The sequence below is a fragment of the Streptomyces caelestis genome, assembly GCF_001279005.1.
Lineage (GTDB): Bacteria > Actinomycetota > Actinomycetes > Streptomycetales > Streptomycetaceae > Streptomyces > Streptomyces heliomycini.
The window spans coordinates 1-14,073 of sequence record NZ_LGCN01000239.1; the positions used below are offsets into that span (position 1 = coordinate 1).

Here is a 14,073-nt window from a genome sequence, read left to right on the forward strand (position 1 = left end):
CCGGTTCGGCCTTGGCCTCCGGCTCGGCCGTGGTTTCCGGCTCCGGCTCGGTCTCCGGCGCGGAGGCGGCCTCGGGCTCCGGCTTTGTTTCAGGCTCGGGCTCGGGCTCCGGTTCGACCTCGACCTTGGTCTCGGGCTCCGGTTCGACCTCGGCCTTGGCCTCCGGCTCTGCTTCCGCTTCGGCCTTGGCTTCCGGCTCGGTGGCGGCCTCGGGCGCGGCCTCGGCCTCGGTGGCGGCCTTGGGCTTCGCTTCGGGCTCGGGGTCTGTGCCCGGTTCGGTTTCCGGTTCCGGCTCGGCCTCGGTGGTGGTCTTGGGCTTCGCTTCCGGCTCGACGTCGGTCACCGGTTCCGCCTCGGCCTCGGGCTCCGTCTTGGCGTCTGCCGCGGGCTCGGCTGCGGGGGTCGACTCGGTTTCCCGGGCGGAAGGCGAGGAGGCGTCCGAGCGGGTGGGGCCGGGGACCGTGATGTTGTCGAAGGCCGCGGAGACCAGGTCGTGCTCCTCGCGAGGCTCCGGTACCGAGACCGTGGAGGTCGGCGGGGTGGGCTCGGGGGACGGGGACGGGACCTTCGGGGCCACCGGCTCCGCCGGCTCCGCCGGGGACGTGCTCGCCGTCTCGGCGGCGTCCACCGCACCCCCCGCTTCGGCGGACTTCGCTTTGCGTGACCGGCCGAACGCGTTCCGCAGGAGAGTGAGAATGCCCATGTGCGCAACCCTTCGCGTGAGTTGATGCCCGTCAATCCCTGGCCAGGACGGACACGTAAGGTTAGCGGCCTGCAAGGGCGATCTTGGGCAGGGTGGGGTTTGCGGAATCGTATATGTCAAGGGTGCGATTCGGCCCGGCGTGACGTCCCAGACGCTGCCGCGGGTTCACTCACCGTTCACCCCGATGCCCGGCTACCGCACGTATGTGCTCCTACGGTCACGCTGACACCACGGGCACCCAAGGAGAGAACGTGCGAAAGCTGCTGCCGTTGATCGGAACGCCGTCCGGTTCCCACCCCGGCGGCCGGTCCGCCATGACCTGCCGTTTCCGGTGTGGTGACGCCTGCTTCCACGAGGTGCCCAACACCAGCTCCAACGAGTACGTCGGCGACGTCATCGCCGGCGCCCTCAGCCGCCGCTCCATGATGCGGGCCGCCGCCGTCGTGACCGTCGCCGCGGCCGGCGCCGGCGCGGTCGGCGTCGCCACCGCGCCCGAGGCGCAGGCGGTCCCCGCCGCCAAGGGCGGCCACGGCAGCCACAAGCCCAAGGGCGCCCGCGGTCTGCGGTTCACGCCCGTCGCCCCGAACACCGACGACGCCGTGACCGTGCCGGAGGGCTACCGGCAGAACGTCGTCATCCGCTGGGGCGAGCCCATCCTGCGCGGCGCGCCCGCCTTCGACCCGGAGAAGCAGAGCGCCAAGGCGCAGGCCGGGCAGTTCGGGTACAACTGCGACTTCCTCGCCCTCCTGCCGCTGCGCGGCGAGCGCGACCGGCAGCTGCTCGTGGCCAACCACGAGTACACCGACGAAGTCCTCATGTTCCGGGACTACGACGCCGACAACCCCACCCGCGAGCAGGTGGAGATCGCCTGGGCCGCGCACGGCCTCGCCGTGGTCGCGGTGGAGGAGGAACGGCGGAGCGGCAAGCTGACGCCCGTCACCCGGCACCAGCTGAACCGGCGCCTCACGGCCACCTCCGAGTTCCGGCTCACCGGGCCCGTCGCCGGGTCCGACCTGGTGAAGACCTCCGCCGACCCGAGCGGCACCAAGGTGCGCGGCACCCTCAACAACTGCGCCGGCGGCACCACCCCGTGGGGCACGACCCTGCACGGCGAGGAGAACTTCAACCAGTACTTCGCCCACGGCAGCCGCGCGACCGACAAGCGGTACGGCATCGGGACCGGCGCCACCGAGCGCAAGTGGGAGCGTTTCGACAAGCGGTTCGACGTCTCCCAGGAGCCCAACGAGGTGCACCGGTTCGGGTACGTCGTCGAGCTGGACCCGTACGACCCCCACTCCACGCCCCGCAAGCACACCGCGCTCGGCCGGTTCAAGCACGAGGGCGCGACCGTGCGGCTGACGCACGACGGGCGCCCGGTCGTCTACTCGGGCGACGACGAGCGCTTCGACTACTTCTACAAGTTCGTCGGCAGCAAGAAGATGCGGCACGGCAACAGCCGCTCCGCCCGCGAGCACAACCTCTCGCTGCTCGACGAGGGCACGCTGTACGTCGCCGAGCTCACCGGCGACTCCCCGGCCATCGAGATCGACGGCACCGGCAGGCTCCCGAAGGACGGCGAGTTCGACGGCGGCGGCCGGTGGATCCCGCTGGCCACCGCCACCGCCGACGGGGCCGTCTCGCACGTCGAGGGCATGACCGCCGAGGAGGTCTTCGTCTTCACGCGCCTCGCCGGCGACAAGGTCGGCGCCACCAAGATGGACCGGCCCGAGGACATCGAGCCCAACCCGGTCACCGGCAAGGTCTACATGGCCCTCACCAACAACTCCAACCGCGGCAAGACCGGCTACGCCGCCGCCGACGAGGCCAACCCGCGCAACTCCAACAAGCACGGCCACGTCCTGGAGCTGACCGAGCGCTGGAACCGGCCGGAGAGCACGACGTTCGCCTGGTCGCTGTTCCTGGTCGCGGGCGACCCGGAGGACCCGGCGACGTACTTCGCCGGGTTCCCGAAGGACTCCGTCAGCCCGATCTCCTGCCCGGACAACGTCGCCTTCGACGACCACGGCAACCTGTGGATCTCCACCGACGGCAGCGCCCTCGGCTCCCACGACGGCCTCTTCGGCGTCGCCACGCGCGGCGACCGGCGCGGTGAGCTGAAGCAGTTCCTCACCGTGCCCAACGGTGCGGAGACCTGCGGTCCGGTCATCCAGGACCGGCGGGTGCTGGTCGCCGTGCAGCACCCGGGCGAGGTGGACGGGGCGACGGTCGACCGGCCGGCCAGCACCTGGCCCGACGGGCCCGGCACGTACGTCCGCCCGGCCGTGGTCGCGGTGTGGCGCGCGGACGGGCGGGACATCGGGGTCTGAGGACACCGGGGCCCGAGGACACCGGGGTCCGACGCGGGGGTTCGGGAGCGGCCGGATCAGGGGCCGGGGACCAGGTCCTGATCCAGCCACTCCCGGTACGCCGGCGCCTGCCGCGCCACCTCCCGGTACGCCTCGGCCAGATCGGGGTAGACGCCCTCCAGCTCCGTCTCCGTACGCGCCGCCAGCAGCAGCCGTACGCCCAGCGGGTCGCCGTGCAGCCGGCGGACCGCCGTCTCGGGGCGGGAGGGCGAGGTCGGCTGGCACACGGTGACGACCTCGCCGAGGGCGACCAGGGACGCGGCCGTGTGGTAGTCGCCGTGCAGCACGCGCGGGCTGATCCCGGCGGCGTGCAGGATCCGGCGTACGGCGTCCCACTCGCCGTCGACCGCCGGGTCGACCATCCAGCGGTCGCCGGCCAGGTCGGACAGGTGGACGACCGGGCGCGCGGCGGCCGGATGGTCGGCCGGCAGGGAGACGCACTGCGGCTCGCGCTCGACGAGGACCCGGACGCGCAGTCCCTCGGGTATGCGCAACGGACAGCCCTCGACCTCGTGCACGAAGGCCACGTCGAGCTGCCCGTCGGCGACCATGCGCAGCAGGGCGTTGGCGGAGACGTCCATGTGCAGGGTGGGCTCCTGCCAGTGCCGGCGCAGTCGGCGCAGCCAGCCGGCCAGGGCCCGGCTGGCGGTGGAGCCGATGCGCAGCTGCCGGCCGCCGACGGCGGCGGCGCGGGCCTCGGTGACCAGGGAGCGCAGCTCGGTCACCAGCGGGCGGGCGCGGCTGAGCACCAGCCGGCCCAGCGGGGTGGGACGGCAGCCGGTGCGTGCGCGTACGAACAGGGCACCGCCCAGCTCCTGTTCGATGCGCCGCAACTGCGTGCTCAACGAGGGCTGGGCCACGCCGAGCTGGCGTGCGGCACGGTGCAGACTGCCGGTGTCGGCGATCGCGCACAGCGCCCTGAGGTGCCTGACCTCAAGCTCCATGCCCTGGGAGGGTAAGGCGGAAGTCCAGGTTTCACCAGACACACAAATCCCGTCTGTTCAGGCGGAGTCGGGCGTGTGCGGCCGGGTGTCCGGAGTCGGTCGATAGGGACGTCCTATCACCGGTTGCCATCATCACAGCCGCCGCACAGGCGCACACACTCCTCGGTGTCATGTGACTCAACCCCCACCACGAGGAGTCATCGATGCGCATGCGCATGCCCCTGTCCGTGCTCACCGCCGCCGGCCTGAGCCTCACGGCCCTCGGCCTGGGCACGGCTCCGGCGACCGCCGCCCCCGTGGACGCCGCCTCGTACGCCGCGTACGACGGTTCGCCGGAGGAAGCGGCGGCCAACCGGGCCTTCTTCGAGGCCGTACTGAAGTCGGCGGCCGAGAAGCGGGCCGCGAACCCGACGAGCGCGGCCGCCGTCACCGTCGTCTACAACGCCTCCCGGGCGCCGTCGTTCGCCACGCAGATAGCCCGCAGCGCGCAGATCTGGAACGGCTCGGTGTCCAACGTGAGACTCCAGGCGGGCACGTCGGGCGCCGACTTCTCGTACTACGAGGGCAACGACTCGCGGGGCTCGTACGCGTCCACCGACGGGCACGGGCGGGGGTACATCTTCCTCGACTACCGGCAGAACCAGACGTACGACTCGACGCGGGTGACCGCGCACGAGACGGGGCACGTGCTCGGGCTGCCGGACCACTACTCGGGGCCGTGCAGCGAGCTGATGTCCGGGGGCGGTCCCGGGACGTCGTGCACCAACGCGTACCCCAACTCCGCGGAGCGGTCGCGGGTGAACCAGTTGTGGGCGAACGGGTTCGCGGCGGCGCTGGACAAGGCGGAGAAGGCGTTGCAGAAGTCCTCGCGGTAGCCGGTAGCCGGTAGCCGCACGGTGCCGTGGCGGCCGGGGGGTGTGTCGGCTCGCGGCGCCCACCCGTGCCGCCGCGCCCACCCGTGCCGCCACGCGGCACGACTGCCCGCGGCTACGTCGCCTCGTGCAGGGCCAGGCCGACCACCCGTGTCCGAGGTGGTGGCCTTCCGCTCGCGGGTGCGATGCCCGAATCCTCCCTCACAGAGGGGGGAGCGTGGCGGGTGGTCGCCGGGGACGGCCGTCCCGGGCGGTCGCGCGGGACGGGGACGCGCGGCGGTTTCCGGGGCGGCCGGTCAGCCAGGAGGCCAGGGCCACCGTCAGGCCCAGGGCGAGGAGGAGCCAGGACGCCGTGCGCAGGGTGGCGGTGAGGGCGTCGTAGACCGCGGCCGCCGCCAGGCGGTGGACGCGGTCGGGCAGGTCGGCCAGGGTGAGCCGGCGGCCGACGGCGATCGCGAGGACGAGCAGGGCGCCGCCCAGGGCCGTGCCCAGGCCGGTCGCGGTGAGCGCGCGCCGGCGGCGGGCGGCGACGGCGATCCCGGTGGCGGCGAGGGCGACGGCCGCGAGCGGCAGCCAGAGGGCGGCGGCGTCCAGCAGGCGGTACCCCTTCCGGAGCCCGGCCACCTCAGTGGCCGGCACCACCGCGACCTCGGTGTGCTCGACGGGGATGCGGTGGGCGAAGGGCATGCGGTCGGCGGCGAGCTGCGCCCGTACCGGCGTGGTGACGAGGGCGAGGTCGACGGTGACCGGGCCGGGGGCGGTCGCGTCGTCGCGCAGGGCGCGCAGGACGGCGTCGTGGACGGCCCTGTTCCCCGCCTCCCACGCGGTGCGGAACGCCTCGGTGCGGGTGAAGGAGCGGATCGCGTCGTGTACGAACGGGCCGAGGGGGGTGTCGGCCGTGCCGGCCGTTCCCGTGCCCAGTTCCCGTACGACCTCGTCCCCCACCGCGTCGGCGACGGTGTCGCGTACGTCGGGGTCGGCGGCCAGCGGGGCCATGGCGCCGACGTACCGGCCGGTGTCGGCGAGGCCGAACGTCACCCAGGCGGCGAGGGTGCCGCAGGGGGCGAGGAGGCAGGCGAGGGCGACGAGGGTCGCGGAGAGGGCGGTGCGCAGGCGCGTACGGCGGTCGTCGTGGTGGAGGGGCACGTCTCCAGGCAAGGCGGGGGGGCGGCCGGTGCGCGAGCGCGGGGGCGCGTACGGGGGTACGGGACTGCCCGAACGGGGGGGCGTGCGTGGGTCGGTGCCGGTGCCGGCCGGGGGTGTTCGCGCGGCCCGGCGTCTGCGGGGCGCCTCCCCCGGAGGGGGCGCCCTCAGCGCCCACCCGTGCCGCCCCGGGGGTGCCTCCCAGGGCTTCGAGGCACTGGGGGAGGCACGACGACCGGCCGCGGAGTACGGGAGGCTCACTTCAGGCGGTGGCCCGTCGCGTCCTCGTGGGTGTAGAAGCGGTAGAACATCGTCAGGAACACCGCCGCCGCGACCAGCAGGCCCAGGATCGTGGAGCGCAGGACGCCGGGGCTGGGGGCCTGGATGACCAGGAAGCCGAGCGCGCTGCCGCTGAAGGCGGCCCAGAGCACCGCGTGCAGTTCGCGCCGCACCTTCGGGCCCAGGGCGAGGAGCGCCATGAACACCAGGGAGAACCCGAGGCCGGCGAAGAAGCCGTACAGGAAGTTCTCCACGGTGATCGGCCCGCCGTAGCGCCGGTTGGCCGCCACCCAGTAGCCGTACACGACTCCGAGCAGGACGGGTACGACGACCTTCGCCATCCGGTGGGTCCGTGCGCCGAAGACGTCGGTGGTGCCGGCCGGCTCGATCATGCCCCGGGGCCGGGGTGCCGCGTGCGTCATGAGAGCACTCCTCTCTCCTCGCCCCCGCCCCACCAATGCACACCCCTGCGGGCCCGTCGGCAAGTGGAGACCGGATGCGGGCCGCACGGCGCCGTGTTTCGCTGGGGCCGTGAGTCCGGGCAACGGGGGATACGGCCTGCCCGACCGGTACCCCCCGGCCGGCCGGCGTGACGTCGTGCACCGGCACGAGATGCTGCGGCTGAGGGGCCGCAGCGTCACCTGGGTGCCGCCGTTGCTGCTGCTCGTGGGTATCACGGCGCTCGACTACAACACCACCGGCGAGTTCCGGACCATCTCCTGGATCGTGCTGGTGCCGGGCATCGCCAGCGCGATCTGCGGGGTGTGGTGCACGGCCCTGTTCGGCGTGCTCTCCCTCGTCGCCTACACCCTCGTGGACAGCGCCTGGCCGCACCAGTTCCAGGCGGGGCTGCCCGACTTCATCCTCGTCTCCGCCGGCGGCGTCCTCGCCACGCTGGCCTGCGTGGTGCGGGTGCGCGGCGAGCGCCGCGCGCTGCACATGCGGGACGTCACCGACACCGTGCGGCGCACCGTGCTGCGCCCCCTGCCGCCGGACTGGGGCGGCCTGGAGCACGCCGGGGTGTACCTCACCGCGGACACCCAGGCCCGTGTCGGCGGCGACTTCTACGACATCCAGCCGGGCCCCCACGGCACCCGGGTGCTGGTCGGCGACGTCCAGGGCAAGGGGCTGGGCGCGGTGGAGACGGCGGCGGTGCTGCTCGGGGCGTTCCGCGAGGCCGGCTACCACGAGACGGAACTGGCGGCGGTCGCCGACCGGCTGGAGGCCCGGATGCTGCGGCACCGCGAGTACACCACGGCGCTCGGCCGGGACGACGGCGACCGCTTCGCCACCGCCGTGCTGCTCGGTTTCCCGGCGGACCGCACCGACGTGGTGGACGCCGTCGTCTTCGGCCACGAGCCCCCGCTGGCCGTCGGCCCCGGCGGCGTACGGCCCCTGCCGGCCGACGGAGGGCTCCCGATCGGCTGCCGCGACCTCGCCCCCGACCCGCCGCCGGTGTGCCGGGTGCCGGTCGCCACCGACGAGACGCTGCTGCTGGTCACCGACGGCGTGACCGAGGCCCGCGACCGCACCGGCGACTTCTACCGGCTCGCCGACGACCTGACCCGGGCGGTGGCGGCGGACCCGCGGGTCGTCGCACCGGGCCGGCTGGTCGCCGTCGTACGGGACGGGACGCTGCGGCACAGCCGGGGGCACCTGGCCGACGACACCACCGCCTTCGCCGTACGACGGATCCGCGCGCCCCGCGCGGCGGAGGGCGAAGGCCCCGAAGGGGGACGTTCACCCCACTGACATCACCCCGCGCGGCCGCAGCGGTTACCGTGCTGCGGTAGGTGATCGACAGGGGGAGGGACCATGCCCGGAACCGTGCTGCTGCTGGCGGCCTCGCCGCTGGGCCGCGGGCGGCTGGTGGACGCGGCGTCCGTGCTCCCGGTCCTCGCGGCGGTACCGCCCGCCGTGCTGTCCGGCGCGGACACCGCGAACGTCGTCGAACTCGCCGACCCGCTGGAGCCGCAGGCCGTGCTGACCCGGCTGCGTGCCGCCGCCGCGGCGCCGGGGCCGCTGACCGTGTACGTCACCGGGCAGCTCCAGCTCGACCGCCGTCAGCGGCTGCCGCATCTGGCGCTGGCCCGGACGACCGCCTCCACCGTGCGGTACACCGGGCTGCCGTGGCACTGGTTCCGGGAGGAACTGCGGCTGCGCCCGGCGGGCGCCACGACGCTGTTCCTCGATCTGCACGCCGACCCGGAGACCTGGCAGGCGCTGGGCGCGGCGCGCCCGCCGGGCCCGCTCCCGCTCGACTGCGGCCCCGACAACGCCGTCTACGGCCGGGTCGCGCCCCCGCCGCCCCGCCGCGGGGTCGCGGCGCCGGAGTACATGAAGGCGGTCGCGACGATCCTGCGCAGCGGATGGCGTCCACCGGACGAGGAGCTGCACCGGCAGGCGCTGACGCGGATCGCCCCGGAGAACGCGGGCGCCGATCTGCCGCTGGCGCGGAGCGGGCCGGCGCCGGGCGATCCGCACGCGGCCGTCACCGCCGCCGTGCGCTCCGGCCGGCACGCGGACGCCGACGCGCTCGCCGCGCGGCTGGAGCAGGCGGCCGCCCTGGCGCACGGGCCCGCCTCCGAGGAGGCGCTGCACTGGACGGAGGTCCGGGCGGACCTGGCGATGCTGGCCGGGGACGCGGCGCGCAGCTGCCGTACCTGGCTGGCCGTCGCGAGCGCCCGGCTGACCGCCGGGCAGCCGGCGGACGCGCCCGCCGTCGAGACGGCCGTGGACCGGGCGCACCACCAGTGGGGTCGGATCGGCGATCCGGCCAGGGCCCGTGAACTCGGCGCGGTGCTCGCCGAGTTGCGCGGCCGGGTGCCGGGGCGGCGCGAGGGGGCCCTGGACCACGTGCGGCGGCAGTTGCGGCAGTTGCAGACGCAGGGCTGAGTGCCGGCCGGACCCTCCCCAGCGGGCGACGGCGGTGCCATGATGGTGAGTCATGGCTGAGGGGGACGGCGTGGCCAACCAGGGCATCCGGGTACGGCTGGACGGGACGGCGACCGAGCGCGACATCGGGGCGCTGCGCAAGTGGCTGGAGCGGGAGGAACCGCTCGACGAGCGGGTGCGCGCGGGCGAGTTACGGATACAGGAGCGGCCCCGGACGGACGGGACCGGCACCCCGATGGGCGTCGGCATGGACATCGTCCTCGTCGTCACCGGAGCGGCCGCCTCCGTGTTCTTCCAGGAACTGCTGGACCAGGTCAAGCGCGCCGTGTCGGCCTGGCAGGCCAACCGGCGCGAGGTCGAGGACGGCGCACCGCCCGAGGACAGAGTCGAACCGGTGAACCTCGACGACAGGTAGGCCGGTGACTCCCCTCGACCCGCGCGGGCTGGTGAACAGGGCGTTGCTGGTCGGCGTGTCCGAGTACGACCTCACGGAGCCGCCGCACGGCGTGCCCGGTGACCTCCCGGCGGTCAAGCACAACCTGAACCGGATGCGCGAGGCGCTGGTGCGCGGGCGGGTCTTCGGCGAGCGGGAGATCGAGGTCGCCCGTTCGCCGTCCCTGGACGACTTCGGGCGGGCGCTGCGCGCGGTGGCCGGGGAGGCCGAGGGGGTGCTGCTGCTCTACTTCGCCGGGCACGGCGCCATTCCCAGCGCGGGCGACGAGCTGTTCCTGCAGATGCGCAACGCCAGCGTGGTCGCGGGCGGACACGCGGTCTTCCCCGGCGCGGAGATGTTCACCACCGTGCTGACGGTGCTGGCGACCAGCCCGGCCCGGCGGATCGTGGTGATCCTCGACTGCTGCTTCGCGGGCAACGCGGCGCGGGTCTGGGAGCACTTCGACGACAAGCGGCGCGTGATGCTGCTGATGAGCGTGCAGGCCAACCACCGTACCGACGCCGGGGATCCGAGGGAGCCGACGCCGTTCACCGCCGTCCTCGCGGCGCTCCTCGACGAGGACCGCGACACGACGCTGTCGGACCTGGCCGACCGGTCGCGGGAGAGGATGACCGCGCTGGGCCTGCGCACCCTGCGCGACGATCCGTGGGAGCCGCAGCTCCGTACGGAACGGGGCATGGACGTGCTGCTGAGGCCCGGCGGCGGGCAGGACCCGCCGGCGCCCCCGCCCCGCCCGTCGGTACCCACCCCGCCTCCGGGGCCCGCCCCGCCTCCGGGGCCCACCCCGCCTCAAGGCCCCTTCCGCGCCTTCCCGGCCGTGCTCCTCGCCCTGGCGCGGGGCCTGCGCGCCGCCCTGACCGACCGCTTCCGCACGCCCGGTCCGCCGCGCCCGTCCCGGCGGGCCGTGACCCGGATCGTCCTCGCCGCCGGCCTCCTCGGCCTCGGCCTCTACGGTCTGCCGAGGTGGACCGGGGGTGACGAGGCGGCCTGCGCCCCGCCGCTCGAGCTGCGCGTGCTGACCGACCCGGACCTGGAACCGACGGTCCGGGCCGCCGCCGACGCCTATCTCACCTCCGGGGAGAACACCACCGGCGACGGCTGCCGGCGCACCGGTGTCACCGTCTACAGCGCGGGCTCCTCGGACGTGGTCGACGCGCTGCGCGCGCAGACCGGCGCCTGGCAGGAGCCCCGGAACGAGGACGTCAACCCGCAGCGGGACATCGGCCCGCAGCCGGACGTCTGGATCCCCGCCTCCCGCGCCGACGCCGACCGGGTCGAGGCCGGCCGGGACACGGACGCCGTGGCCGCCCTGGAGCCGGCGGAGGAGCCCCTCGCCTACTCCCCGGTCGTGCTCGCCGTCCCGGACGCCCTCTCCTCCGAGGCGCTGGACGACCGCGTCGGCCGCCCCCTGAGCGAGATGGTCGACCGTCTGACCGCGCGGGACGGGAACGCCGCGGTGCGCCGCCCGGACCCGGAGTTCACGGACACGGGCCTGCTCGCCACGGTCGGCCTGTACGGCGCGGACGCGCGCGCCGTCGCCCGCGGTGAACGCATGGTCGCCCAGCCCGGTCCGCCCTCCCCCACGGCCGCCGAACTGCTGTGCACGCTGCCCGACGACGACGCCGTCGACCACCGCACCGCCGCCCTGGTCCCGGAGTTCCTGTTGCGCAGCGGCGTCGGCTGCGACGCCACCACGCGCAGCACGCGGTACGCCCAGTACCCCGAGGACGTCCCCGGCGTGGAGCCGGTGTACGTGCGGGTCCGCTGGCGGGGCGCCGACCGCGACGAGCGGGAGAGGGACGCGTCGGCGGACGGGTTCCGCGACTGGCTGGCCGGCGAGCGGGGGCGCGCGGTGTTCGCCCGGGACGGCTTCCGCTCCGCGTACGACCGGGAACTGCTGGACGCCCCGCGGGACGGCGAACACATGCTGCACGCGCCCACCCCGCTCGTCGAGTCGGCCGGCCGGGACGCGATGGAGCGGGCGCTGCGCGCCTACCGGGACGCGGGCGGTCCGGGGCGGGTGCTGTTCCTGCTGGACAGCTCCGGTTCGATGATCGGCCAGTGGCAGGGGCCGAGCGGCGGTCCCGGTCTGCTCAGGCAGTCGCTGGGCGGGCTGGGCGAACGGGACGAGTACGGCGTGTGGGCGGTGGCCGGCACCGGCGACCGGCCGTACGGGACGCTCCTGCGCCTCGGTCCGCACGGACGCGCCGACGCCGCGCGGGCCCTCGACGCCGGCGCCCGGGTCCGGGACGCCGAGGCCGATCCGCACGCGGCGCTGCTCGCCGCGCTCGACGAGATGGGGGAGCGCGGGGACGACCGGCGGCCCCAGCTGATCGTGCACATCACCGACGGCGAGGACAACGGCCGGCTGACCGGCGAACGGCTGGACGACGTCCTCGACCGGGCGCGCGCGACCGGCGTCCCGGTGACCGTGGTCTCCCTGCAGAGCGGCGGCTGCGACCCGGGCCGGCCGGACCGGCGGATCGCCGACGTGAGCGGCGGGCGCTGCCTGGACCTCGGCGACGACCTCGGCGCGGCCCTGCACGACGAGGTCGCCCGCACCGGAACGGGGGAGGGCTGATGGTCCGACGGCTCGCCGCGCTGCTGGCGCTGCTGCTGGTGCTCGCCGCCTGCACCGGCGGCGGGGACGGCGGCGCACCGGCCGCGCCCACCGCGCGGGACGTGCCCGGCACCATCGTCGTGGCCAGCGGCCGTGACGTCACCGGCAAGAACGGTGTGCGCCGGCGGCTCATCGACGCCTGGAACCAGCGCGAGCAGCGGGCCGGCACGCAGTTCCGCGCCCGGCTGGTGGAGCTGCCGGGCAGCGCCGACGAACAGCGCAGCCAGCTGCTGGGCGCCCTGCAGTCGCGCAGCGCCGAGTACGACGTGGTCAATCTGGACGTCACCTGGGTGCCGGAGTTCGCCGCGGCCGGGCTGGTCCGGGTGCTGCCGGAGGAGCTGGTCGACGAGGACGTCATCCGGTCCGTGGCCGGGACGGCCCGGTGGGGCGGGAAGGTGTACGCGGTGCCGTTCAACAGCGACGTCGGCCTGCTGTACTACCGGCGCGACCACCTGGCGCGGGCGGGCGTCGAGCGGCCCGACCTGAGCGGCGGCCTCACCTGGGAGCGGCTGCGGGACCTCGTCGAGACCCTCGACGGCCGTCCCGCGCGGGGCGCCTACCGCAAGGGCTGGACCACGCAGCTCGCCGCGTACGAGGGCCGTACGGTCAACGCGGTGGAGGCGTTCGCGTCCGCCGTGCGGGACTTCGCGCTGGTCGACGAGGAGGGCCGCTACACGGGGACCGTCGAGGAGCTGGCCGCCGGGATCGCGGAGCTGCGCCGGCGCACCGAGACGCCGTACACGCTCCAGGACGCCTTCCACTCCGACGAGGCCGCCTCGCTGAGCGACTTCGCCGAGGGCCGTACGGCCTTCCTGCGGCACTGGCCGTACGTCTATCCGGCGTTGTACCGGACGTTCACGCGGGAGCAGCTCGGGGTGGCCCCGCTGCCCGGGCGGGCGGTGCTCGGCGGGCAGAACCTCGCGGTGACCAGCGCGTCGCAGCGGTCCGGGAAGGCGGCCGAGCTGATCCGGTTCCTCACCGGCCGGGAGAGCGAGCGCTGCCTGCTGGACGCGGGGTTCGCCGCCACGCGGGAGTCGGCGTACGGGGACGGGGTGCGCTGCGCCACGGCCGTCGCGGGGCCGTCCGCGTCCCCCACGGGGGAGGGCGCCGACCCGGTCCCGCGCGACGCGGGCGGCCGTCCGGCCTACGCCCGCACCATCCTGCTCCCGGCCCTGCGCGACGCGGTGCACCGGCCGAGGACCCCGCTGTACGGGGCGTTCACCCAGACGTTCACCGCCGGGCTCGGCCCCCTCTTCGGCGACGCCCCGCCGACGGACGAGGCCCTGGCCGAGCAGCTGGACGAGGCCCTGCGCAAGGCCCTGCCCGACTGACGAACCCGGCCGCCCCGGACGCCCTCATGGACTCCCCGCCGGTCCGCCGGGCCGTGCCGTCCGGCCGCCCGGCCGGCCGTACCGCCGGTCGGTGCCGGTTCGTCGCTGCCGGACCGTGCCGTCCGGCGGCCCTGCCGGGCTGTCGTCACCGGCTGCCGTTCCGCCGTCATGGACTTCCTGCCGGGGTGGTGCCGCCCGGCCGCCCGCCAGGCCGTACCGCCGGTCGGTGCCGGTCCGTCGCCGCCGGGCTTCTCCCGGGCTGTTCCCGCCGGGCCGTGCCGTCCGGCCGCCCTACCGGACCGCCGCCTCCACCGGTGTCGTGGTCCGGCGGTCCGGCTCGGGGTCGACGTCCTTGGCCGGGCCCGCGTTGGCAGCCAGGGCCAGCGCGGCGACCGCGGCGACGGCCGCGGCGAGACCGCGGGCGTAACGCTCGGTGGTGCGTGTGCGTTCCAGCACGGCGACCTCG

At 75.1% G+C, this 14,073-nt stretch carries 11 protein-coding genes and 1 pseudogene; 7 read left to right on the plus strand and 5 right to left on the minus strand.

Annotation, left to right across the window (positions count from 1 at the left end; translation table 11 throughout):
- Nucleotides 1-703: pseudogene (locus tag ADK41_RS41280) on the minus strand (VWA domain-containing protein); the annotation flags it as partial.
- Nucleotides 704-954: 251 nt separating this feature from the next.
- Between ADK41_RS41280 and ADK41_RS31490 the strand changes: the two are divergent.
- A complete protein-coding gene (locus ADK41_RS31490) occupies nt 955-3,030 on the plus strand; it encodes a PhoX family protein (protein ID WP_030819912.1) in 2,076 nt (691 codons plus the stop codon).
- 56 nt (nt 3,031-3,086) lie between these two features.
- Here ADK41_RS31490 and ADK41_RS31495 read toward each other — a convergent pair whose 3' ends face one another.
- Nucleotides 3,087-4,013, minus strand: a complete 927-nt coding sequence (locus ADK41_RS31495; RefSeq protein ID WP_030819909.1) for a LysR family transcriptional regulator — start codon at nt 4,011-4,013, stop codon at nt 3,087-3,089.
- A gap of 203 nt (nt 4,014-4,216) precedes the next feature.
- Here ADK41_RS31495 and snpA point away from each other — a divergent pair, with 203 nt between their 5' ends.
- Nucleotides 4,217-4,888: a snapalysin gene (gene snpA, locus ADK41_RS31500; protein ID WP_030819907.1), complete on the plus strand. Its 672-nt coding sequence runs from the start codon at nt 4,217-4,219 to the stop codon at nt 4,886-4,888.
- A 198-nt stretch (nt 4,889-5,086) separates the two neighbouring features.
- Here snpA and ADK41_RS31505 read toward each other — a convergent pair whose 3' ends face one another.
- Together ADK41_RS31505 and ADK41_RS31510 are read right to left on the minus strand one after the other, a co-directional pair.
- Nucleotides 5,087-6,031: a hypothetical protein gene (locus ADK41_RS31505; RefSeq protein ID WP_037803472.1), complete on the minus strand. Its 945-nt coding sequence runs from the start codon at nt 6,029-6,031 to the stop codon at nt 5,087-5,089.
- Between the two features lie 254 nt (nt 6,032-6,285).
- Entirely contained in the window at nt 6,286-6,729 is a 444-nt protein-coding gene (locus ADK41_RS31510) for a hypothetical protein (protein WP_030819903.1), read from the minus strand.
- Between the two features lie 190 nt (nt 6,730-6,919).
- On the opposite strand from ADK41_RS31510, the gene ADK41_RS31515 reads away from it, so the two are divergent.
- The 5 genes from ADK41_RS31515 (at nt 6,920) to ADK41_RS31535 (ending at nt 13,607) form a co-directional block, all read left to right on the plus strand.
- Nucleotides 6,920-8,059 carry a PP2C family protein-serine/threonine phosphatase gene (locus ADK41_RS31515; RefSeq protein ID WP_106979374.1) on the plus strand — a complete coding sequence of 380 codons (1,140 nt, stop codon included), beginning with the start codon at nt 6,920-6,922 and terminating at the stop codon, nt 8,057-8,059.
- A gap of 63 nt (nt 8,060-8,122) precedes the next feature.
- Nucleotides 8,123-9,202, plus strand: coding sequence for a hypothetical protein (locus tag ADK41_RS31520; protein WP_030819900.1), 1,080 nt, complete (start codon nt 8,123-8,125; stop codon nt 9,200-9,202).
- A gap of 52 nt (nt 9,203-9,254) precedes the next feature.
- Entirely contained in the window at nt 9,255-9,617 is a 363-nt protein-coding gene (locus ADK41_RS31525) for an effector-associated constant component EACC1 (RefSeq protein ID WP_030819898.1), read from the plus strand.
- Between the two features lie 4 nt (nt 9,618-9,621).
- Entirely contained in the window at nt 9,622-12,237 is a 2,616-nt protein-coding gene (locus ADK41_RS31530) for a VWA domain-containing protein (RefSeq protein ID WP_030819896.1), read from the plus strand.
- Entirely contained in the window at nt 12,237-13,607 is a 1,371-nt protein-coding gene (locus ADK41_RS31535; protein WP_030819891.1) for an extracellular solute-binding protein, read from the plus strand. Before ADK41_RS31530 ends, ADK41_RS31535 begins: the two co-directional genes overlap by 1 nt.
- Nucleotides 13,608-13,898: 291 nt before the next feature.
- Here ADK41_RS31535 and ADK41_RS42300 read toward each other — a convergent pair whose 3' ends face one another.
- Nucleotides 13,899-14,063, minus strand: coding sequence for a hypothetical protein (locus tag ADK41_RS42300; protein ID WP_167353501.1), 165 nt, complete (start codon nt 14,061-14,063; stop codon nt 13,899-13,901).
- Between the last annotated feature and the right edge of the window lie 10 nt (nt 14,064-14,073).

What these genes read in the sequence shown, in the direction of transcription:
- ADK41_RS31515 (WP_106979374.1), top strand. Translation starts at nt 6,920, where the DNA reads ATGCTGCGGCTGAGGGGCCGCAGCGTCACCTGGGTGCCGCCGTTGCTG.
- snpA (WP_030819907.1), top strand. Translation starts at nt 4,217, where the DNA reads ATGCGCATGCGCATGCCCCTGTCCGTGCTCACCGCCGCCGGCCTGAGC.
- ADK41_RS31525 (WP_030819898.1), top strand. Translation starts at nt 9,255, where the DNA reads ATGGCTGAGGGGGACGGCGTGGCCAACCAGGGCATCCGGGTACGGCTG.
- ADK41_RS31520 (WP_030819900.1), top strand. Translation starts at nt 8,123, where the DNA reads ATGCCCGGAACCGTGCTGCTGCTGGCGGCCTCGCCGCTGGGCCGCGGG.
- ADK41_RS31510 (WP_030819903.1), bottom strand. Translation starts at nt 6,729, where the DNA reads ATGACGCACGCGGCACCCCGGCCCCGGGGCATGATCGAGCCGGCCGGC.
- ADK41_RS31495 (WP_030819909.1), bottom strand. Translation starts at nt 4,013, where the DNA reads ATGGAGCTTGAGGTCAGGCACCTCAGGGCGCTGTGCGCGATCGCCGAC.
- ADK41_RS31535 (WP_030819891.1), top strand. Translation starts at nt 12,237, where the DNA reads ATGGTCCGACGGCTCGCCGCGCTGCTGGCGCTGCTGCTGGTGCTCGCC.